The 21,493-nt window shown below is 44.4% G+C and carries 19 protein-coding genes; 15 read left to right on the top strand and 4 right to left on the bottom strand.

What is annotated here, in order from left to right; translation table 11 throughout:
* The first annotated feature begins 41 nt into the window (after nucleotides 1–41).
* The 11 genes from GPK88_RS07785 (at nucleotide 42) to GPK88_RS07735 (ending at nucleotide 12,446) form a co-directional block, all read left to right on the top strand.
* The gene (locus tag GPK88_RS07785) at nucleotides 42–401 is read left to right on the top strand and encodes an ArsR/SmtB family transcription factor (RefSeq protein WP_021650476.1); all 360 of its coding nucleotides are present in this window, start codon (nucleotides 42–44) and stop codon (nucleotides 399–401) included.
* Nucleotides 402–459: 58 nt separating this feature from the next.
* On the top strand, nucleotides 460–2,583 hold the full coding sequence (locus GPK88_RS07780) for a heavy metal translocating P-type ATPase (protein ID WP_215707658.1): 2,124 nt from the start codon (nucleotides 460–462) through the stop codon (nucleotides 2,581–2,583).
* Nucleotides 2,584–2,599: 16 nt separating this feature from the next.
* A complete protein-coding gene (locus GPK88_RS07775) occupies nucleotides 2,600–3,118 on the top strand; it encodes a DUF6921 family protein (RefSeq protein WP_107001871.1) in 519 nt (172 codons plus the stop codon).
* Nucleotides 3,119–3,128: 10 nt separating this feature from the next.
* Nucleotides 3,129–3,668, top strand: a complete 540-nt coding sequence (locus tag GPK88_RS07770) for a pilus assembly protein PilX (RefSeq protein ID WP_173733184.1) — start codon at nucleotides 3,129–3,131, stop codon at nucleotides 3,666–3,668.
* On the top strand, nucleotides 3,665–5,209 hold the full coding sequence (locus tag GPK88_RS07765; protein WP_173761926.1) for an FAD-binding protein: 1,545 nt from the start codon (nucleotides 3,665–3,667) through the stop codon (nucleotides 5,207–5,209). The genes GPK88_RS07770 and GPK88_RS07765 overlap by 4 nt, the downstream gene beginning before the upstream one ends.
* Nucleotides 5,206–5,919, top strand: coding sequence for a succinate dehydrogenase/fumarate reductase iron-sulfur subunit (locus GPK88_RS07760; RefSeq protein ID WP_330596869.1), 714 nt, complete (start codon nucleotides 5,206–5,208; stop codon nucleotides 5,917–5,919). The genes GPK88_RS07765 and GPK88_RS07760 overlap by 4 nt, the downstream gene beginning before the upstream one ends.
* Nucleotides 5,920–6,383: 464 nt before the next feature.
* Nucleotides 6,384–6,704 (top strand): DUF6508 domain-containing protein, encoded by a 321-nt coding sequence (locus GPK88_RS07755; RefSeq protein WP_173733187.1) that lies wholly within the window; start codon nucleotides 6,384–6,386, stop codon nucleotides 6,702–6,704.
* 4 nt (nucleotides 6,705–6,708) lie between these two features.
* On the top strand, nucleotides 6,709–6,939 hold the full coding sequence (locus GPK88_RS07750) for a hypothetical protein (RefSeq protein WP_173733188.1): 231 nt from the start codon (nucleotides 6,709–6,711) through the stop codon (nucleotides 6,937–6,939).
* Nucleotides 6,940–7,088: 149 nt separating this feature from the next.
* Complete coding sequence (locus tag GPK88_RS07745; RefSeq protein WP_173733182.1) at nucleotides 7,089–7,250, top strand: hypothetical protein; 162 nt, start codon at nucleotides 7,089–7,091, stop codon at nucleotides 7,248–7,250.
* Between the two features lie 180 nt (nucleotides 7,251–7,430).
* Complete coding sequence (locus GPK88_RS07740) at nucleotides 7,431–9,155, top strand: recombinase family protein (protein ID WP_173761927.1); 1,725 nt, start codon at nucleotides 7,431–7,433, stop codon at nucleotides 9,153–9,155.
* Between the two features lie 30 nt (nucleotides 9,156–9,185).
* Nucleotides 9,186–12,446 carry a response regulator gene (locus GPK88_RS07735; protein ID WP_173771489.1) on the top strand — a complete coding sequence of 1,087 codons (3,261 nt, stop codon included), beginning with the start codon at nucleotides 9,186–9,188 and terminating at the stop codon, nucleotides 12,444–12,446.
* A 116-nt stretch (nucleotides 12,447–12,562) separates the two neighbouring features.
* Here the strand turns inward: GPK88_RS07735 and eutJ are convergent, their stop codons facing one another.
* Together eutJ and GPK88_RS07725 are read right to left on the bottom strand one after the other, a co-directional pair.
* Nucleotides 12,563–13,387: an ethanolamine utilization protein EutJ gene (gene eutJ, locus GPK88_RS07730; RefSeq protein WP_021976796.1), complete on the bottom strand. Its 825-nt coding sequence runs from the start codon at nucleotides 13,385–13,387 to the stop codon at nucleotides 12,563–12,565.
* Nucleotides 13,388–13,446: 59 nt separating this feature from the next.
* A complete protein-coding gene (locus GPK88_RS07725; RefSeq protein ID WP_215707657.1) occupies nucleotides 13,447–15,579 on the bottom strand; it encodes a glycogen debranching protein in 2,133 nt (710 codons plus the stop codon).
* 153 nt (nucleotides 15,580–15,732) lie between these two features.
* Here GPK88_RS07725 and GPK88_RS07720 point away from each other — a divergent pair, with 153 nt between their 5' ends.
* The 3 genes from GPK88_RS07720 (at nucleotide 15,733) to GPK88_RS07710 (ending at nucleotide 18,467) form a co-directional block, all read left to right on the top strand.
* Entirely contained in the window at nucleotides 15,733–16,422 is a 690-nt protein-coding gene (locus GPK88_RS07720) for a Crp/Fnr family transcriptional regulator (protein ID WP_147419612.1), read from the top strand.
* 100 nt (nucleotides 16,423–16,522) lie between these two features.
* A complete protein-coding gene (locus GPK88_RS07715; RefSeq protein ID WP_021976799.1) occupies nucleotides 16,523–17,266 on the top strand; it encodes an ATP-binding protein in 744 nt (247 codons plus the stop codon).
* Between the two features lie 19 nt (nucleotides 17,267–17,285).
* Nucleotides 17,286–18,467, top strand: coding sequence for a PP-loop family protein (locus GPK88_RS07710; protein WP_215707656.1), 1,182 nt, complete (start codon nucleotides 17,286–17,288; stop codon nucleotides 18,465–18,467).
* Nucleotides 18,468–18,487: 20 nt separating this feature from the next.
* On the opposite strand, the gene GPK88_RS07705 is transcribed toward GPK88_RS07710, so the two are convergent.
* The gene (locus GPK88_RS07705; RefSeq protein WP_148446693.1) at nucleotides 18,488–18,856 is read right to left on the bottom strand and encodes a hypothetical protein; all 369 of its coding nucleotides are present in this window, start codon (nucleotides 18,854–18,856) and stop codon (nucleotides 18,488–18,490) included.
* A gap of 318 nt (nucleotides 18,857–19,174) precedes the next feature.
* Here GPK88_RS07705 and pap point away from each other — a divergent pair, with 318 nt between their 5' ends.
* Nucleotides 19,175–20,647 carry a polyphosphate:AMP phosphotransferase gene (pap, locus tag GPK88_RS07700; protein ID WP_148446843.1) on the top strand — a complete coding sequence of 491 codons (1,473 nt, stop codon included), beginning with the start codon at nucleotides 19,175–19,177 and terminating at the stop codon, nucleotides 20,645–20,647.
* Nucleotides 20,648–20,712: 65 nt separating this feature from the next.
* Here pap and sigG read toward each other — a convergent pair whose 3' ends face one another.
* Nucleotides 20,713–21,492, bottom strand: coding sequence for an RNA polymerase sporulation sigma factor SigG (gene sigG, locus GPK88_RS07695; RefSeq protein ID WP_148446691.1), 780 nt, complete (start codon nucleotides 21,490–21,492; stop codon nucleotides 20,713–20,715).
* Between the last annotated feature and the right edge of the window lies 1 nt (nucleotide 21,493).

The following is a 21,493-nucleotide window of genomic DNA, read 5'->3' as shown; positions in this document are numbered from 1 at the left end:
AGTTGAACAACTATTCAACTTCGATTATACGAGGTAAGTGTATGTCTAAACCGTCTTATATTTGTAATTGTGATGTGATTCATGAGGATATTGTGAATGATGTGAAATCCAAGATGCAACCCAAAGATGATTATATCCAGTTGGCATCTTTATTTAAGCTATTTGGAGATGGTACCAGAGTACAAATCTTACACGCTCTGGAACAGAGTGAGATGTGTGTATGTGATCTTGCTGTGCTACTGGGGGTAACGAAATCCGCAATCTCACACCAGTTAAAGGCATTGCGTCTTGCGAATTTGGTAAAATTCCGTAGAGAAGCGCAGATAGTTTACTACTCTCTGGCAGATGATCATGTGAAAGAGATTATTGATAAGGGATTTGAGCATCTATGGCAGAAATAATATTTTTAGCATTATAGTTGAGCAATTGAGCAACTAAACAAATTACAAGGAGGTCATTATGAAACGAATATTTTTATTAAAAGGCTTGGACTGTCCGAACTGCTCCGCAAAAATTGAAAAAGAAGTCGGAGAATTGGATGGTGTACAATCCTCAGTTGTAAATTTGATGAAGCAGACGCTGACAATCAATGTTGCTCCAGCTGCCGCAAATACAATAGCCAGTCAGATTGAAACGATTGTCCACAGCCATGAGCCAGATGTAGAAGTTTCCGAAATTGCACAGGAATACTATATACCTGCAAAAAAACAGGATACCAATACATCCTATAACAATGAGGACAAGAAGTTGACGATTCGTTTAGCGATTGGCGCAGCAATCTATGGTATTGGTATGGCATTGACAGTTTTTGCGAAAGTGCCACTGCCTGTCGAGTTAGTTTTTCTCATTGTCTCCTATATTATTCTTGGCGGGGATGTTGTATGGCAGGCTGTGAGGAATATTTCAAAGGGACGTGTGTTTGATGAACATTTCCTGATGAGCGTTTCTACGATTGGTGCTTTTGTCATTGGTGAATATCCGGAAGCAGTTGCTGTTATGCTGTTCTATCAAGTTGGTGAATTTTTCCAGTCATTGGCTGTTGAGCATTCCAGAAAATCTATATCAGATTTAATGGATATACGTCCGGATTGTGCTACAGTCAGAAGGAACGGAGAATTGATTACCATATCTCCTGAAAGTGTTGCCATTGGTGAGATTATTATTGTAAAGCCTGGTGAAAAAATCCCATTAGACGGTGTGGTATTGGATGGAGATTCTATGCTGGATACGAGGGCTTTAACTGGAGAATCGGTTCCGAGAAGCGTTCATAAAGGAGACGAAGCACTTTCCGGTTGTATGAATCAGACAGGTGTTTTAACGATTAAGACAACGAAAGCATTTGGTGAATCTACTGCATCAAAGATTATTGATCTTGTGGAGAATGCGTCCAGTAGAAAAGCACCAACAGAAAATTTCATTACTACATTTGCACGTTATTACACTCCTGTTGTTGTAAGCTTAGCAGCTATTCTGGCAATTCTGCCACCGATCCTTCTTGGTGGAGGTTGGACAGAGTGGATTCGCAGAGGATTTGTTTTCCTTGTGGTATCTTGCCCATGTGCATTGGTCATTTCAATCCCGCTGACTTTCTTCGGAGGTATTGGTGCGGCATCTAAACGAGGTGTTCTTGTAAAAGGAAGTAATTATTTAGAGGCGCTTAATAATGTCAGCATTATTGTGTTCGATAAAACTGGAACACTTACAAAGGGTGTTTTCAATGTGACTGATATTCTGCCTGCAAATGGATTTTCAAAAGAACAGGTTCTGGAGTATGCGGTCCAGGCAGAGAGCTTTTCTAACCATCCTATTGCAAAATCCATTCTCTCTGCTTATGGAAAAGAAATTGACCAATCAGTTATCTCTGATTACAAGGAAATTTCCGGATATGGAATCAGTGCCATGGCAGGAAAGAAGAAAGTTTATGCTGGCAATACGAAACTTATGGATTCAGAGCATGTGGAGTACACAGCCTGTGAAAAAGTTGGTACAAAGGTTTATGTAGCCGTAGATGGTCAATATGCCGGATGCATTCTGATAACAGATGAAGTAAAGCCGGACAGCAAAAAAGCAATTTCTGATTTGAAACATATCGGTGTGGAAAAAACAGTCATGCTTACTGGTGATGATGAAAAAATCGGAAAGGCTGTTGCGGAAGAATTGCAGTTGGATGAATATTATGCACAACTGTTTCCTGATCAAAAAGTGGAAAAGGTTGAGCTTTTAGACAGTAAAAAGAGACAGGGAAGCAAATTAGCTTTTGTTGGTGATGGTATCAATGACGCTCCTGTCCTTGCTCGTGCGGATGTTGGTATCGCAATGGGTGGTCTTGGTTCAGATGCGGCCATTGAAGCTGCGGATGTGGTTCTGATGACAGATGAACCATCTAAGCTGGTGGATGCGATTGATGTGGCAAAAGCGACAAAACAGATTGTCATGCAGAATATAGTGATTGCCCTTGGAATTAAGAGTGTGTTCCTGATCCTTGGTGCTCTGGGTATAGCTGGAATGTGGGAAGCTGTATTTGGTGATGTAGGCGTTACCATAATTGCCGTCTTGAACGCAATGAGGATTTTGAAAAAATAAGAAACGAGGTGGCAATGTGAAACGGAAATTGATTCTGTTAGCAGTTACAATTGTTTTTCTTGCAGGTTTCGGTGCACTTTTGCATTCACCGCCTTCTATGATTGATGCAGTCACAGGAGCAACACCGAAGTCAAAAAAGGCGGCTCAAGCCTCCGCACAGTTGGAAGGCTCTTATGTTCTCGGTATTAATATGATGTCAGATGGTCTCGACAACGAGAACACCCGGAATAAATTAAAAGAATTGGCACTGGACGATTCGGAAACAAATGAAACAGATCTCATGAAAACGGACATTAGTTTTCGGTTATATGTATCTGAGACGGATTATCCGCTTGTCAGTTATGCTAAGAAACTCTGTGACAGGTTGAAACAGGCCGGTTTTTCCGTAGATCTGAAAGAGTACAGTAACACAATGATGCTATCAAGAGTGGTAAGTGGAAAGTATGATGTATTCCTGGCATCGGATGATTTTATTGACGTTACAACGCTAACACAGATGGACTATATGATCATGGACAGCGAAGAAATGAGGTGAGCGGGAATTTATGAGAAAATGGAATACGATTTTGTCTGTTTTAATGCTTCTCATTTTTATGATTCATGGAATCATGGGCAGCTTTATGCTGAACGGAGTTGGAAGTAGTGCAGGGAAACTTCTTGCATGGATTGGTGTTGGTATTCTTGTTGTGCATACGGTGATTGGTGTCATCCTGACAGTTCAGAGTTTACAGACAGCGAAGCAATCAGGAAAAATGTATCTGAAACAAAACGTCATATTTTGGGCGAGACGAGCCAGTGGGATGGCAATACTGATTCTGCTGTTATTCCATATTGGCTTGTTTGGAAAGGTGCAGAATGGGACATATATTTTGTTCCCTTTTACAACTGTAAAGATGGTAACTCAGCTTTTGTTCGTAGCGGCAATCTTTGTCCATATTTTTATCAATATCCGCCCATTGCTCGTATCACTGGGAATCATCAGTTATAAAGAACAAAGGAGTGATATTTATTTGATCCTTTCGGTGCTTCTTCTTTTTATAGCGGGAGCGGTTATTTTATATTATATTGGGTGGCAATATCTATGAGTAAGACAATTATTATTATAGGTGCTGGACTGGCAGGACTTTCAGCGGCTTTGCAGGCAGCGGAAAATGGATGCAATGTAAAACTGGTTTCCTCCCTTCCGTCAGAGCGGGCACAGTCTGTTATGGCGGAGGGCGGAATCAACGCAGCTTTGAATACAAAAGATGAAAACGACAGTCCCGAAGAACATTTTACAGATACAATAAAGGCAGCATGTGGTCTGGCAGATCCAAATGCAGTTTGGGGAATGACACAGGCAGCACCGGAGCTGGTGCACTGGCTGCTAAAACTTGGAGTTAAATTTAACATGAGTGGCTATGATGATGTGGATCTGCGGAATTTTGGCGGGCAGAAAAAGAAACGGACTGCTTTTGCACAGAGCGATACCGGGAAGCAGATCATGATAGCTATGATAGACGCTGTTCGCAGGAAAGAAGCATCTGGTATGGTAGAACGGTTCAGCCATCATTCTTTCCTAACACTTCGTCTGTGTGGCAATATTTGTTGTGGCTGCGTAATCAGGGATGAATACAGTCAGGAAATTGTGGAATTACCGGGGGATGCGGTTATTGTTGCCACCGGTGGTATGCACGGATTGTTTGGAAATACAACGGGTTCGCTGAGCAATACAGGAGAAGTCACCGCAGAATTGTTCCGGCTTGGTGTTCCTCTGGCAAATGGCGAGATGATCCAGTACCATCCGACAACTGTGAAATGTGGTGGAAAACGCATGCTCATCAGCGAAGCGGCCAGAGGGGAAGGTGGCAGGTTGTTTGCCATGAAAGATGGAAAACAATGGTATTTCATGGAGGAAAAATACCCGGAGCTTGGAAATCTGATGCCACGAGATATTACCGCCAGAGAGATATGGAAGGTCAGCCATGAATCAGAGGTATTTCTTGACATGACGGAAATATCGGAGGAGATTATTTCAAATAAGCTATCTGGTCTGGCAGACGATTGTATGACCTATCTGCATAAAGATATACGAAAGGAACCGGTGTCTGTTTTACCGGGAATTCACTATTTTATGGGAGGCATTCTGGTGGATGAGCAGCACAGAACGCCGATTCAGAATCTTTATGCTGCCGGAGAATGCTGTGCCCAATATCATGGTGCCAACCGTCTTGGTGGAAATTCTCTGTTAGGAGCGTTATACGGAGGACGTGTTGCGGCAAAATCAGCATGTGAACAGGCAGATGTAGTAGATCTATCTTGTGCGACACAGATAGATTTTCCACCAACGTCTCAAATTTCAGAAATAAAGCAATTAAACAAAGTGATGCAGGATACTATGGGCGTTGTCAGAAATGAGAATACGTTGTTAAATGGGATTCAAACGGTACAAGCGCTGACAGGAAATCTTCCATTGCTTGGCATGGCAGTTCTAAAGAGTGCTCTTGCAAGAAAAGAAAGCCGTGGTGCACACTGGCGGGAGGATTATCCGAAGAGCAATGACGATGATTACCTTAAAACAACGGTAGCCAGATTTGATGGAAAGCAGATACAGATTTCCTTTGTACCTGTTCCAGAAAGGCGGTGATTCACTTGGTATATAAAATAAGAATCAGGCGGCAGGAGAGTCAGAAATCAGACAGTTATTGGCAGGAATGTGAGTTTGACGGAAGCAAAAACAGCTCTGTTGCCAATGTTCTAAAGGAATTGAACAGTAGAACACCTTTGAAAGATAATTCAGGGAATATAGTTACTCCCATCAGCTGGGAATGTAGCTGTATGGTGCGAAAATGTGGGGCTTGCGCCATGCTGATTAACGAACGTCCGAGGCTGGCATGCTCTACATTTCTACATACGTTAAAAGGTTCTACAATCACCTTGGAACCTTTAAGCAAATTTCCGCTTGTAAGAGATTTGATCGTTGACCGGTCAATTCTGTTTGAAAATTTGAAAAAACTGAACCTTTGGCTTGAAAGTGAAGCTTATATGAATCCGTGGACACATGAACCGAGATACCAGTCGGCACGCTGTCTGATGTGTGGCTGCTGCCTTGAAGTGTGTCCTAACTTCTCTGCAAATGGGACTTTCGCAGGCGCTGTTGCTGCAGTCAACGCATTTCGGATTCTGAATGAAGAACAGGAAATAAGCCATCGGAATGAGGTTTCAACTCAATATAAGGAAAATTATTTTGAGGGATGCGGGAAATCATTAGCTTGCCATAACATTTGCCCGATTGGTCTGCCTGTCGAAGAATTGATCGTGAGGTCAAATTCGGTAGCTATTTGGGGAAGACAGTGAGTATCAAAACGCTGATTAAAAAAACATGATTAACCTACATCTATGGTTTTACCAAAAATAGAGACATATCCTTTGTTTCGGTGTGGTAGCGGTTTTATTATGGACTGGATTCCGTCAAGGATGAATTTGATGCTTCCCTGAGAGAGTATATCCAGTCGGAAGAATATGTCTCAGCAAAGCAGCAGAAGAGATATTGATCAAATTATGTCAATGTCTCTTTTTTTATGGAAGAAACAGGCTGATCAGAAATATGCAAAAGAGTAGCCTATTTTAATTATTTAACGAAAGGCGAACAGGGGTGTTCACAAGGGTGTGCACCGTTAAATTGTATCAATTTCGTAGTCACAACGAAACCTTGCTGTTGTGGATATTACATGAATATATTTTGCGCTAGAATAATTATTGGGTATATGTTAAAATATAAAGAACATATATTCGAGTGTTTATCAAGGTGGTGTATAGCATTGACAAAGGCAGAGAAGATACGAAAAATTCAGGAAGTATTGGAATTAAAGAATCCACAAGAGAATCTGTATGCAGATCTGTTAAAGACAATGGGAGATTTGAAAACAAATTATGGGGATTACATGATTACGGAGCCGATTGACTGTAATGAGGAACTGAAACGAATTTCGGGTGCAGATTATGAGCTTTGTACAGCATTACTGACAATGCTGCTGAGAGAGGATCATTTTTCCAATGGTTCTTTTGACCGGAGATTTGCTGACGGGCAGGTGCTTCCGGTTCTGATGAGGATGAAGGATGTTCTGAGTGTGGGAGTGTGATCTTATGAAAGTCGGGGATACTGCATATATTGTGGAATCAAACAGGTATGTGAGAGAGGTGGAGATCCGCAGGTGTTCAGGCGGGATGTTCCTGGTACGTTTTACAGATACGGGTGGCGGAATACAGGTGAAGGCTCACAGGCTGTTTGCAACGAGGGAAGAAGCTGAAAAGAGTATTGAGAAGGCACCAGAGACAAAGAAGGTGCGTGGGAATCCGTATGACCGATGGTATTGAACGGATGATAAAGTAAATAAATGCATCAGGGGAAACCTGTTGCTGTTTGCGGAGAAATCTGTGGATGGCAGCGGGTTTATTTTTTTGTCCGGAAAGTCAAAAAATCAGGGACCAGGACTCCTTGGAACAGTAGGAGGTGGTTTTTGGCTATGGGAAAAATTGAACTGATCGATACCGGCAGACTGACGGAGAAACAGGCCAGGCTAAACATGGAAAAGTGTGCAGAGTTTCTGGCAAGGATGATCCAGAAGTACGGGGATGTGGTTCTGGGGGAGATTGAGGAGAAAAATGCACAGCTGCAGGGGAAGTGATCGAGTGTGCCGGTGGTCTTTTGGGGCTGCCGGTCTTTTTGTGCTATGGAAACCGCATAGGGAAGGTGGATTTTGGGGCAGTTTTTTTGGTCGTTCTGCGAGTTGGCGCAGACTGGTGATTCCGATATATTTTATGTACGGCAACCGTATGACGATGGGCAACCGAAATGAGGTGAAGATTTGAGAAAGAAATGTTACATATATACCCGTGTTTCTACGGCGGCTCAGACAGAGGGATATAGTCTGGAAGCACAGACAGAGCGGCTTCGGAAGTATGCGGACTATAAAGAAATGGAAGTGGTCAGGGAATACTGTGATGCAGGAAAGTCCGGAAAGAGTATTACAGGCAGACCGGAGTTTCAGCGGATGCTGCAGGACGTGTCTGAGGAACGTGACGGGGTGGCGTTTATTCTGGTGTTTAAGCTGTCACGTTTTGGAAGGAATGCGGCGGATGTTTTAAATTCCCTGCAGTTTATCCAGGATTATGGTGTGAACTTGGTCTGTGTGGAGGATGGGATTGATTCCTCTAAGGATTCCGGCAAGCTGACCATCACGGTGCTGTCTGCGGTGGCTGAGATTGAGAGGGAGAATATTTTGGTCCAGACGATGGAGGGAAGAAAGCAGAAGGCCAGAGAGGGGAAATGGAATGGCGGGCAGGCTCCTTTCGGATATGATCTGGATTCCAGGAACAGCACTCTGGTGGTGAATGAGGAAGAAGCGGAGATTGTGCGGATCATTTATGACAGGTTTGTGCATACGGATATGGGAGCAGATGCTATCTGCAATTATCTGAACCAGAGAGGTTATACGAAGAAAAAGGTACGAGGACATGAACTGAATTATTTTGCCAGAGGGCTGATCATGAAGATTCTGGATAATCCGGTTTATACAGGGAAGATTGCTTACGGAAAGAATGTTACGGAGAAGGTGAAGGGAACGAGGGATGAATACCGGCGGGTGAAGACTGATGATTACCTGTTGGCGGACGGACTGCATGAGGCGATTGTGGATGAGGAGACGTGGGAAGCGGCGAGAGAGAAAAGGAAGAGGACGGGGGTTAGATTTGTTAAAACTCATAGTCTGGAGCATGAACATATTTTAACTGGATTAATCAGATGTCCTCTTTGCGGCGGTGGAATGAGTGGAACTGTTCAGCGACGGCAGAATAAGAAAACTGGGGAATACAAAGATACATTTTATTACAGATGCCATCACAGAAAAAAAGTTGATGGAAAGATTTGTGACTACAAGCCGATGCTGAACCAGAAAATGTTTAATGCAGAAGTAGAGGAATTTATCCGGTATATGGTTGCGGGGGATGAATTCCGAAAGTTTGTGCAGGAGAAACTGGAAGAGAAGGTGGATGTTTCTGCTTTGAAAACTGAGAGGGAGCAGCTGCAGAAACAGCTGAAACAGGTACAAGGGTCGAAACTGAAACTGATACAGATGCTGGATCGTCTGGATACTGGGGATAAGCATTATACGAGAAAATACCAGGATATGCAGGACAGGCTGGATAACCTGTATGATAAGGTGGCAGAGTTTGAGGAGGCGATGAAAGATATTGATGCTAAGATTGGGGCATCTTACGGGAAAGAAATTACGGGTAAAAAATTGTATGAATTTCTTCTGGATTTTGATATACTGTATGATAAAATGACAGATATGGAAAAGAAAGAATTTATGAATACATTTATTGAGAAGATTGAATTGAAGAATGAAACTGTTAATAATGGGACAGGTCAGGGGTCACGCATTGAACATATTGATCTTGCGTTTCCGGTGTATTATGGAGATTGTAAAGGGACAAGAATTCGTATGCCCGAAGAAAACACAGTCGAAGTCGTCTGTCTCCTGGAAAACCGCAGAACCCGTCCGGGGAAACGAAACAGCGGGAGAGTTTGACAAAAAATACGATATTATCGAGGAAAAAGTATGAATAAGAGCAGGAGAACTTTATGCAGACATGTGGGGCTGGCATTATGTCTGCTGATGATCTTTACAGTACTTCCGGTTCCTGTGGCTGCTTCGGAAACGAAGACAGATACAGAATCGAAAACAGTCAGGGTAGGTTGGTATCCGGATTCCTATCATATTACCGGTGAAAATGGTGAACGAAGCGGATATGGTTATGAATACGAACAGGCAGTTGCCGCCTATACAGGCTGGAATTACGAATATATAAAAGGCGACTGGGGAGAGCTTGTGGAAAAGCTCCAAAATGGCGAGATCGACCTGATGGCTGCACTTTCCTATACCGATGAACGTGCTGAGACGATGCTGTTCTCAGATCTCCCCATGGGAAAAGAAAAATATTATCTGTATGCAGATCTTACAAATACGGATATTTCTCCGTCAGATCTTTCTACCCTGAATGGCAAAAGGATCGCGGTAATGGAAGAGAGCGTACAGGGAACTCAGTTTCGCGAATGGGAAGAAAAGCAGAATATAAAGACACAGCATTTGGATGTGGACAGCTTCGAACGGGCGAAAAAAATGGCCGGGAATCGGGAGATTGACGGAGTGATATCTACAGAGACTCCTGCCTGGGTTGAAGCCGGAATGTCAGCGGTTGTGACGATCGGTGGCTCTGATATTTATTATGGCATCAGCAAAGACCGTCCGGATCTGAAAGAAGAACTGGATGCAGCCATGCGTTCCATGGAGTATGATAAACCATTTTACGGCGATGAACTTTACCAGAGATATCTTTCTGCACAGTCTGTTGCCGTCCTTTCCAGTGAAGAAAAGGAATGGCTGGAACAGCACGGTGAGATAGGTGTGGGATTTCTGAATAACGACCAGAGTTTCAGTACTTTTGACAAAGAAAGTGGTGAAATGACGGGTGTGATCAACGATTATATTAAATATGCAGTGGACTGTCTGGGAAACAGCAGCCTGAAGTTTAATATAGAAGGCTTTGACTCCCAGGAAGAACTGATCCAGGCATTAAAAGACGGCAGGATCGACATGATCTTTCATACCAGCCAGAACCCTTATGCTGCAGAACAAAATGACATGGCCCTGTCCAATACGGTCCTTGTTTCCAGTCTGGCAGCAGTGACCGGTAAAAGATCCTTTGATGAAAATGAAGAAAACAGCGTTGCTATACCGAAAAGTGATCTGAATTTAAAATGGTTTATTTCCTATAATTATCCGACATGGAAAATTATGGAGTATGATTCCTTTGAGGATGCAAGAAAAGCCGTACAGGATAAAAAGGCAGACTGTTTTCTTTCCAGTTCAGGCCGGGCGACAGAGTATGTCAATGACAAAAAGCTTTACAGTGTTTTTCTGACACAGCCGGACAATATATCCTTTGCAGTCAGCCGGGGAAATTCCGTTCTTCTGTCGATCCTGAATAAGACTTTGAAGTCTATGCCTACATCCAAACTTACAGGTGCACTGTCTGCCTACGATAATGCTTCCCAGAAAGTTACTCTGCTGGATTTCATAAAGGAGAATCTGTTGGCGGTGGCAACTGTGTTTATCTGTGTATTTCTGGCAGTATTGCTGGTGATCCTTGGTATCCTGCAGAAAGCCAGGAGCGCAGAGACAAAAGCCAAAAAGGCAGCCAGACAGTCTTATGAACTGAACCAGAAGCTGAAAGAGAGCCATCATGAACTGGAAACTGCCCTGATGCATGCGGAAAGTGCAAACTCTGCAAAAACTACATTTTTGAATAATATGTCCCATGATATCCGAACACCTATGAATGCTATCATTGGTTTTACATCCCTTGCTGCTTCTCATGTGGACAATAAGGAGAAGGTAAAAGAATACCTTTCCAAAATATCAACCTCCAGCGAACATCTGCTTTCGCTGATCAATGATATCCTGGATATGAGCAGGATTGAGAGCGGAAAGGTAAAGATCAATGAGAATCCGCTGCATCTTCCGGAGCTGCTCCACGACATACGTACTATCGTGCAACCCAATATTACTTCCAAGCAGCTGGATTTTCTGATCGATACCGTAGATGTAAAAAATGAAGATATCATTGCGGACAAATTGAGGCTGACGCAGATCCTGCTGAACATTCTGAGTAATGGTATCAAATTTAACAGGACCGGTGGAACGATCAGTTTAAGGATCCGGCAGCTGAAATCTGCACCGACAGGATATGGAAACTATCAGTTTATTATCCGGGATACCGGAATCGGCATGAAGCCGGAGTTTCAGGAACATATATTTGAATCCTTTACCAGAGAAGAAACCTCAACGGTAAGCGGAATCCAGGGAACCGGCCTTGGAATGGCGATCACCAAGAATATTGTAGATATGATGGGAGGTACCATCACAGTAAAAAGTGAAGAAGGACAGGGCAGTGAATTTACTGTAAATCTGACCTTTAAATTATGTGGCGAAGCAAAAAGCTACGAAAAGATTGAACAGCTTCAGGGCCTTAAAGTTCTGGTTGCAGACGATGATACAGATACCTGTCTCAGCATTTCCGGCATGCTGACAGAAATAGGTATGCGGTCAGAATGGACGGTTTCCGGAAAGGAAGCGGTGATCCGGGCGAAGCATTCCATGGAAATGGGTGATGAATTTTACGCATATATCATTGACTGGCTGATGCCGGATATGAACGGAATTGAAACGGTAAGACGTATCCGACGGGTTATCGGGGACAGCAGCCCGATCATCATACTGACTGCATATGACTGGTCAGATATAGAAGAGGAAGCAAAAGAAGCAGGTGTAACTGCCTTCTGCGAAAAGCCACTGTTTATGTCGCAGCTGCGGGAATTGCTTACGAATCCTGTTCCTAAGAACAAAGAACCGGAAAAAAGAGGATGTATTTACAGGGGAAAAAGAATTCTTCTGGTAGAAGACAATGAACTGAATCAGGAGATTGCGCAGACAATCCTGGAAGATGCAGGATTTATGGTTGAGACAGCCGGTGATGGTGTGGTCGCGGTCAAAAAAATGGAACAGGCGGTTCCGGGACAATACGATCTGATTCTGATGGACATCCAGATGCCTGTTATGAATGGCTATGAAGCTGCAAAACAGATTCGTTCATTAAAAAACAGAGAAACAGCGTCTGTACCGATTGTTGCAATGACGGCAAATGCGTTTGAGGAAGACAGAGAAAAATCTTACGAAGCCGGTATGAATGGATATCTGGCAAAACCTGTCAGTGCGGAAGCTTTGATCAATACGATTGATAAGATTATGAAAGATAACTGACAGAACATTAACCGATATGTATATAAATGAATGTAAAAACTGACCAGGGGCCTGTTATACAGCCTTCTGGTCAGTTTTTACATACAAAGCAGAGAGATGATCATTTTAGGAATCAATCATATTTTGGGCAGTTCACAGTGATATGCGATGCCAAGGGGTGTAACGAGAAGAGGATGTACAGGTCTGTACACAGGAAGTTTCAGTTTCTTCTCAAAAACGGTTGTAAATTCTTTAAACATGGAAGATCCGCCTACAACGTAAACAGCCGGAACCTGATAACCATGGAGAAATTTTTCGGTAATAACAGCCATTTTTTCAACGGTTGCTTTGATTACAGGAAAAATTTCATCTTCTTTTTCCGGAGTGGTCTTTAAAATTTCCGCTTCCTCATAAGGGATTTTATAGTGTCCGGCCACAGTCATGGTCATATGGCTGCCTCCGGTAGCCTCATCGTCTGTGTAAATGACTTTGCCATCTTTCAGGATACTGATGCCGGTTGTACCGCCGCCCACATCTACAACGGCGCCGTCTGTAATTTTGAGGACAGCAGCGGCAGCGGTAGGCTCGTCTACGATATTGGTAACCTCAAAACCTGCACCTTCCAGGACATAACCGATGCTTTTGACACTGCCTTCCGAAACACCAGGAGGGATGGCAGCTGCACCGTAGGTAAGTTCTGTGCCAAGTTTTTCTTCCAGTTCATTTTTAAGCTTTGTTACAAGCTGGACGGATTCGTAATAATTAACGATCACACCATCCTGAATGGCATGGGACGGTGCGGAAATTCCGGCGATGGGACGGTTGTTCCGGTCAACGACAGCAAGAACGGTGTTGGCAGTACCAAGGTCAATGCCCGTTTTCAGACGGCCGCGGAATTTTTTGCATTCACCGGTTTCCACAAGTTCTGCGAAGTTGGACAAAGTTCTGTTTTTTAATTCCATTCAAAATACTCCATTTCTTTCGGACAAGGACAAAAAAGATTTTGTCCCTGATATGAATTTTAATAATTACGACCGGTAAAGATGGCAACGGATCTGGGCCGCATGCAGAAATCGTGCTCAATACGTGGCTCCTGGCTTTCTTCATAGAAATAACGGCCATCTCCGTCTCCAAATGTGTTGACACAGAGATACCATGCACCAGGGCGTGCAAGTTCCGGAAGCGTAACCGTTACATCTTCCCAGTATGCGTTGATAACGATGTAGATCAGGTCATCGGCGCCTTTACTCTTATCATAACCTGCAAAGCTTACGGCGAAGGTGTGGGCATCTCTTGGGATGGTCACATCCCTTGCATCAATGTTATGGGTGTGTATGCTTTCCATACCGCATACTGCGTTTGGAAGCTTGCGGGAGATGACAGGGTGGTCTTTTCGGAACTGGATCATATATTTGAAAAATTCGAAAAGATCGTGATTTTTCTCCAGAAGATCCCAGTTGATCCAGGAAGTTTCGTTATCCTGGCAGTAGGTGTTGTTATTTCCATGTTTGGTGTTTCCAAATTCGTCACCTGCAAGGAACATCGGGGTTCCACGGCTGGACATCAGTACCGCGCAGGCGTTTCGGATCATGCGGAAGCGGAGGGAAAGGACTTCCGGATTGGTGGAATCACCCTCTTCTCCACAGTTCCAGCTGCGGTTGTCGTTGGAACCATCTGTGTTGTTCCAGCCGTTTGCCTCGTTGTGTTTCTCGTTGTAGGAATAGAGATCATACATGGTAAAACCATCGTGGCAGGTAAGGAAATTGACGCAGGAATTGTATCCTGCATAGTTGTCATTGTGATCGGAATAAAAACCGCCATACAGGTCACCGGAACCGGAAATGCTCCATGCGGCGTCCCAGGCGTTCCAGAAATCTCCCTTCAGGAAAGAACGGAGGCAGTCACGGTAACGGCCGTTCCACTCAGCCCATCTGCGGCTGGCAGGGAAAGAACCTACCTGATACAGTCCGCCGGCATCCCAGGCCTCTGCGATCAGCTTGACATTTCGAAGAACCGGATCGTAAGCAAGAAGTTCCAGAAGTGGCGGGTTGTTAAGAGGGGAACCGTCCTCATGACGTCCCAGGATACTTGCAAGGTCGAAACGGAAACCATCCACGCGGTAGTTGATGGTCCAGTAACGTAAACACTCCAGGATCATCTGACGCACGATCGGATGATTACAGTTCAGAGTGTTTCCACATCCGCTGAAATTGTAGTAATTTCCTTCCGGAGTCAGCATATAATAAACTTTATTGTCAAATCCTTTAAAGCAGAAAGTTTTTCCAAGTTCATTTCCTTCGGCAGTGTGGTTGAATACAACATCAAGAATTACTTCAATTCCATTTTCGTGAAGTTCACGGATCAGTTCTTTCAGTTCGGTTCCCTCACAGTTATGTTCTGCCTTGGAAGCATAGCTGGTGTTTGGGGAAAAGAAGTTAACGGAATTGTATCCCCAGTATTCCAGAAGACGCTTGCCGTTTACGGTACGGGCATTCATGTTCTCGTCGAACTCGAAGATAGGCATCAGCTCCAACGCATTGATTCCCAGTTCTTTGAGGTAAGGGATTTTTTCACGAAGCCCGGCAAAAGTTCCCGGGTGTGTGACACCGGAAGAAGCGTCCTGTGTAAATCCGCGGACATGAAGTTCGTAGATGATCAGGTCACTGATCTTACGGGTGGACTGAGGCATGTCTTCCCAGTCGAAAGAATCGCGTACCACACGGGCGTGATAGCTTCCAATCTTCTGCTGTCCCCATTCGCGCTGACCGGCAACGGCTTTGGCATAAGGATCAAGAAGAACTTTTGTCTTATCGAAGATATGGCCTTTTTCCGGTTCATAAGGACCGTCGATGCGGTAGCCGTATTCCAGATCTTCGATGTCCAGTCCCATAACGACCATGGAATATACATCACCGATACGACAGGCATTGGGAAAAGGAAGAACTGCGAAAGGTTCCTCTTCTCCGGAGTGGAAAAGAAGAAGTTCGCAGGATGTACCGTGACGGGTATGTGCGGTAAAGTTGACTCCGTTGGAAAGAGGAGTAGCGCCATTTAATTCAAAAAAACCGGGACGTACAGGAAATCCCGCGATAATATCTGTGGGTCGGGATGTCAGTGTATTCTCAGAAAGCATAGTCTGATTCTGTGTTTTCATTTCCGGTATCCTCCTTGGTAGAATTTTTTACAAACAAAAAATATTATAACTGATTTTCAGAAAAAAGTACAGGCTGGGGTCTTATGAAGTTCGCAGGAGTTGACAGAGATTGCAGAAATATGGTAAAAACCTGTACAGAGATGAGGTGAAAAAGTGGAAGAAAAAAAAAGAGAAGAGTGGATGGCAGTTTTAAGAAAAAGCCGGCTCTGCAGAAATCTGGAAGAAACAGAGCTACTAAGCCTCATGGAGCGGGAAGGAACGGTACGGACTTATTCCAGAGGGAAGCGGATCTTTCAGGAAACAGACCGGCCGGATTCGGTTTATATGCTTCTTAGCGGAAGTGTGATCATTGCCAAAGAAACATTTTCCGGAAAAAGGATCCTTCTGGCTCAACTGGAAGATCCGGGTGCTCTGTTTGGGGAGGTTTATGCCTTTATGGGAAAATCTTCCTATGATATGTATGTGGAGACGCTGACGCAGACTTCTGTCCTGATCATGAGCAGCAGGATCTTTACGGACAGGGAAGAAAATAGTTTAAGCCGGAAACTGCGGGAAAATCTTCTTGAGGTTTTTGCCGGGAAGGCTTACAATATGAACCAGAAGCTTCGGATCCTGGGAAGTGGCAGTCTCCGTGAGAGGATCGTCCGTTTTCTTGTGGAATGCCAGGACAGTGAAGGGAAGATCCATATGAACCTGTCCAGAGAAGAGATGGCGGATCATTTAAACATCACCAGGCCGTCTCTTTCCAGAGAGCTGGGAAAGATGCAGGAAGAAGGAATCCTGGAACTTGACAGGCGTCAGATCCTTGTGAAAGATCAGGAAAAAATGGAGTTATATCTGTAAGGTAACATATGTTACCGAAGAATCTCCGGGATTTTTGTATGATGTCAGTGAAAACAAAAAAACATTTGCAGAAATATAAAAATCAGGGAGAGATGATATCATGATAAGAAAGATCGTACACATTGACGAAGAGAAATGCAACGGCTGTGGTGCCTGCACAGCTGCCTGCCACGAAGGAGCTATTGTCATGGCTAGTGGCAAGGCGAAACTGATCCGGGATGATTACTGTGACGGACTGGGAGACTGTCTTCCGGCCTGCCCTGCCGATGCGATCCGCATTATAGAGCGGGAAGCCGCAGATTATGACGCGGAGGCAGTGGAAAAAAGAATGAAGCTTAAGAAAACAGAGGCCTCGATGCCAGCAGGGAAGCCACACGTGTGCCCCGGAAGTATGGCAAGAAGCCTTAATAAAAAGCAGGAACCGCCGGTGCAGGCAGAGCAGAAAGAAGTTCCCCAAAATGCAGGGGAACAGACAAGCCGTCTTGCCCAGTGGCCCGTACAGATCAAACTGGTTCCTGTCAATGCACCATATTTTGAAAATGCACAGCTTCTGATCGCGGCAGACTGTACTGCCTACGCTTATGCAGGTTTTCATGAGAAATTCATGAAAGATCATGTGACGCTGATCGGATGCCCCAAACTGGATGAGGGAGATTATGCAGATAAGCTTGCAGAGATCATAGGAAATAATTCCATCCGGAGTATCCGTATCGTCCGCATGGAAGTTCCCTGCTGCGGAGGCATCGAGAATGCAGTGATCCGTGCCATGGAGCGAAGCGGAAAGATGATCCCATGGCAGGTAGTGACCATTGCCTGTGACGGCACGATCAGGGAGGAGCTGTAAGGAAAGGAATAAAAACAGCATGAGTGAAGAAACACTGGAGATTTCTTTTGATGAAATAGAGAAGGAACGGGAAAAATATCTTCTGGTAGATACCCGTGATAAAGTAACTGTGGAATATGGAATGATCCCGGGAGCGATTTCTGTTCCGGAGCAGGAACTGGAAGAACGGGCAGAAGAACTGAAAGGGGATAAGATTCCGGTTCTTTACTGTACCAGAGGACTTTTCAGCCAGGAAGGGGCAGGGATGCTCCGGGAAAAAGGAATTCCCGCACGGAGCCTGAAGGGCGGATATACAGGCTGGCTTTTCCAGCAGATGCAGAAAGAGTCCAATAAAGGGGACAGTGAAGAAGAGGAAAATGAAGCAATGGAACAGCGCCGGAAAGATATCGAGCTGAGTATCCGCAAGAAGTTCCACAAGCAGCTGTTTTCCAGATTCGCCAGAGGAATCAACGACTATGAACTGGTGAAGCCGGGAGACAAGATCGCGGTCTGTATTTCCGGTGGTAAGGATTCCATGCTGATGGCCAAACTGTTCCAGGAGTTGAAACGTCATAACAAGTTTCCTTTTGAATTGGTATTTCTTGTGATGGATCCGGGATATAATGAGGCCAACCGTGCGGTGATCGAACACAACGCCAAGCTTCTCGGAATCCCGATCACAGTATTTGAGACTGAGATTTTTGATGCAGTTTACAATGTGGAAAAATCTCCGTGTTATCTCTGCGCCCGTATGCGGAGAGGATATCTTTACAGCAAGGCAAAAGAACTTGGATGCAACAAGATCGCCCTTGGACATCACTATGATGATGTGATTGAGACCATCCTGATGGGAATGCTTTATGGAGCACAGGTACAGACCATGATGCCGAAACTCCACAGCACAAACTTCGAAGGGATGCAGCTGATCCGCCCTATGTATCTGATCCGGGAGGCAGATATCAAGCACTGGAGAGATTACAATGACCTGCATTTTATCCAGTGTGCCTGCAAGTTTACCGATACCTGTACTACCTGTCGTACAGATGGAACCAGTGTTTCCAAACGAATGGAGATCAAGAATCTTATTGCAGAGCTTAAGAAGGTAAATCCTCATATTGAAAGCAATATTTTCCGAAGTGTGGAAAATGTGAATCTTCATACAGTCATTGCCTATAAGAAAGATGGCGTGAAACATTCCTTCCTGGAAGGGTATGACGACTGATATACAAAAACAAAAGCTGCTCAGGCATTCGCCCGGGCAGCTTTTACTTTTTCCCGTTGTCTGGTAAGATCATAATATTCATCAGAGATGATCCCACGGCTGGAAAGTGCTTCGTAAGTTTTCTGCTGTGCGGGGGTCATTTTCATTCCAATGGCGGAATTGACATCTGTCAGCACGCAGCCTGTTTTTTCTACCAGCCAGAAAAGAGCGGAATCATCTTCCGGGATCATTTTCCAGATTTCGTTTTCCGTATATGGTAAAAGGGCCATAAGGGTCTTCAAATGTCCGTCCTGGATTAGGCGGTAATCCCCATCCGGCATGATGATGCCGTCACCGTAGAGTTCTTTTTTCTTTTCCATTTCTTTCAGAAGTTCTTCTGTAAGTTTCATGATCGGCTCCTTGAGATTTGCTGCTTGGGGCAGCTTTTTTGTGCTGTTTTAACCGAATCAAGGAAGTACCCTGCGGGGTTGCGAATATCCGTTTGACTACGAGTTAAAAAAATAACGAACAGCGCCTATATTGTATGAAGAGAAGATCAAAATGTCAATAGGTTAAAAAATATTTTTAGCTGTTTAACAAGAGTTACAATTGTGCAATATGGATATTTTTTCGGAATGATGCGTTAAATCTATGTAAAATTCGTCGTAAAACAGGGACTCCTGTGGTATAATAAGAATATTCAAAAAATTCGAGGAAGGACGATGCAGATGTTAAAAAACTGGAACCCGGAACAGATTCCGGAAAAAGAGGATATCAAAGTGCGTTTAAGTGCTGCAAGAACCAGATTATATGAGCTGCAGATGGCTCTAAAGGAGCATAAGATTCCGGTGATCGTGTTGTTTGAAGGCTGGGGAGCTTCCGGAAAAGGCAGTACCATAAGTAAAGTGATCAAGAATATCGATCCCCGTTTTTTTAAAGTCGCAACTATGTCAGCGCCTACAGAAGAGGACCTTCGGAAACCATTTCTTTACCGGTATTTTAAGGAGATCCCGGAAGCCGGTAAATTTACATTCCTGGATTCCGGATGGATGGATCAGACCTGTCGGGAGCGCATGGACAAAAAACTGAAAGGGGATGATTATGTAAAACGGGTTGACAGCATCCGCAGATTTGAACGGCAGCTGACGGATAACGGATACGTACTTCTGAAATTCTTTATGCAGATCGACCGGAAAGATCAGGAGAAACGTATGGGCATCCTTCTGGAAAGCAAAGATACCCGATGGAGAGTGAATGAATACGATCTCTGGCAGAATGATCACTACAAGAAATGCAGAAAAGTTTTTGACCAGTATATGCAGGATACCAACACTTCTTCTGCTCCGTGGTATATCGTAGATGCCAGTGACCGGAAATGGGCGGAATTACAGGTACTGGAAACCATGATCAGCAACATCGAGGTTGCCATGGAGAACAGCAAACATGCTGTGCCGATTCTCCAGAATGTTTTTCCTCTGGTGGAGATGCCGAAATTAAGCGAGATCCCTCTGGATGGAAAAGAAGTGGGAGACGAAGAGTACAAGGCAGAGCTTAAAGAACTCCAGGCGAAGCTCGGAAGCCTGCATAATCGGCTCTACCGCAAAAGAGTGCCGGTGATCATCACCTATGAAGGCTGGGATGCTGCCGGAAAAGGCGGAAATATCAAGAGGATCACGGAAGCTCTTGATCCCCGTGGTTTTGAGGTACATCCCATCGCCAGCCCGGAACCTCATGAAAAAGCCCGTCATTATCTGTGGCGTTTCTGGACAAGGTTGCCTAAAGATGGACACATTGCCATATTTGACCGGACCTGGTATGGAAGAGTGATGGTGGAAAGACTGGAAGGTTTTTGCAGTGAGAACGACTGGAGACGTGCATACAATGAGATCAATGAATTCGAGAAGGAACTTTCCGACTGGGGTGCTGTGATCGTGAAATTCTGGGTCCACATTGATAAAGATACCCAGCTTGCAAGATTTAATGACCGCCAGAGCAACCCGGAAAAACAGTGGAAGATCACAGACGAGGACTGGAGAAACCGCGAGAAATGGGATCAGTATGAAATGGCAGTAGATGAGATGCTGCAGAAAACCAGCACGGTTTATGCGCCATGGCATATTCTGGAATCGGTAGACAAGAAATATGCAAGGCTGAAAGCGCTTCGGATCGTGATTGAGGAAATTGAGAAAGCGTTGAAATAAAAGATAAAAACTGCGGCAGGATAATGGATATTCTGCCGCAGTTTTTGTTTGAAGATATTTATGAATCAATTTCTGAGATAATTTCGCATACTGTGAAGGGCATGTTTTTCCAGGCGGCTGACCTGGGCCTGGGAAATGCCGATCTCATCGGCCACTTCCATCTGGGTTTTTCCTTCGTAGAAGCGGAGATCAATAATGTGTCGTTCCCGTTCTCCCAGCCGGTTCATGGCGTCCCGGAGAGAAATATCTTCCACCCAGTTTTCCTCCCGGTTCTTTTTGTCGCTGATCTGATCCATGACATAGAGAGTATCTCCTCCTTCGGAATACACCGGCTCAAAAAGGCTCACCGGGCTCTGGATCGCATCCATGGCATAGACGATCATTTCCTTGTCAATGCCGATCTCATCAGCGATCTCCGCGATGGTAGGCTCTTTGAGATGCTGCCGCATATAGTTTTCCCTGGTGTAGATGGTTTTGTAGGCAATATCCCGCAGAGAGCGGCTGACCCGTATGCTGTTGTTATCCCGGAGATATCTTCGGATCTCACCGACGATCATAGGAACTGCATAGGTAGAAAACTTTACCTGAAGGGTGGTATCAAAATTATCGATTGCTTTGATCAGGCCGATACAGCCGATCTGAAAAAGGTCATCTGGATTTTCACTGCTGTTCTGAAAACGGCGGATCACGCTTAAAACAAGCCGCAGGTTGCCTTTGATGTACAATTCTCTGGCTTCTTCATCGCCAGCTTTGATTCTTTTGAAGAGCTCATCCTTTTCTTCCTGGTTGAGAACAGGAAGCGTTGAGGTATTTACTCCGCAGATTTCAACTTTATTCAGTGCCATC

Source organism: Blautia sp. MCC269, assembly GCF_018785655.1.
Classification (GTDB): Bacteria; Bacillota; Clostridia; order Lachnospirales; family Lachnospiraceae; genus Blautia_A.
Note: the sequence above shows the minus strand (reverse complement) of the source record. Positions and strands in the feature narration are given on the sequence as shown.

Bases quoted from the DNA above. Each gene is read 5' to 3' on its own strand.
- GPK88_RS07745 (WP_173733182.1), top strand. From the start codon at position 7,089: ATGGGAAAAATTGAACTGATCGATACCGGCAGACTGACGGAGAAACAG.
- GPK88_RS07785 (WP_021650476.1), top strand. From the start codon at position 42: ATGTCTAAACCGTCTTATATTTGTAATTGTGATGTGATTCATGAGGAT.
- GPK88_RS07780 (WP_215707658.1), top strand. From the start codon at position 460: ATGAAACGAATATTTTTATTAAAAGGCTTGGACTGTCCGAACTGCTCC.
- GPK88_RS07765 (WP_173761926.1), top strand. From the start codon at position 3,665: ATGAGTAAGACAATTATTATTATAGGTGCTGGACTGGCAGGACTTTCA.
- GPK88_RS07770 (WP_173733184.1), top strand. From the start codon at position 3,129: ATGAGAAAATGGAATACGATTTTGTCTGTTTTAATGCTTCTCATTTTT.
- GPK88_RS07735 (WP_173771489.1), top strand. From the start codon at position 9,186: ATGAATAAGAGCAGGAGAACTTTATGCAGACATGTGGGGCTGGCATTA.
- pap (WP_148446843.1), top strand. From the start codon at position 19,175: ATGTTAAAAAACTGGAACCCGGAACAGATTCCGGAAAAAGAGGATATC.
- GPK88_RS07715 (WP_021976799.1), top strand. From the start codon at position 16,523: ATGATAAGAAAGATCGTACACATTGACGAAGAGAAATGCAACGGCTGT.
- GPK88_RS07725 (WP_215707657.1), bottom strand. From the start codon at position 15,579: ATGAAAACACAGAATCAGACTATGCTTTCTGAGAATACACTGACATCC.
- GPK88_RS07750 (WP_173733188.1), top strand. From the start codon at position 6,709: ATGAAAGTCGGGGATACTGCATATATTGTGGAATCAAACAGGTATGTG.
- GPK88_RS07710 (WP_215707656.1), top strand. From the start codon at position 17,286: ATGAGTGAAGAAACACTGGAGATTTCTTTTGATGAAATAGAGAAGGAA.
- GPK88_RS07705 (WP_148446693.1), bottom strand. From the start codon at position 18,856: ATGAAACTTACAGAAGAACTTCTGAAAGAAATGGAAAAGAAAAAAGAA.
- eutJ (WP_021976796.1), bottom strand. From the start codon at position 13,387: ATGGAATTAAAAAACAGAACTTTGTCCAACTTCGCAGAACTTGTGGAA.
- sigG (WP_148446691.1), bottom strand. From the start codon at position 21,492: ATGGCACTGAATAAAGTTGAAATCTGCGGAGTAAATACCTCAACGCTT.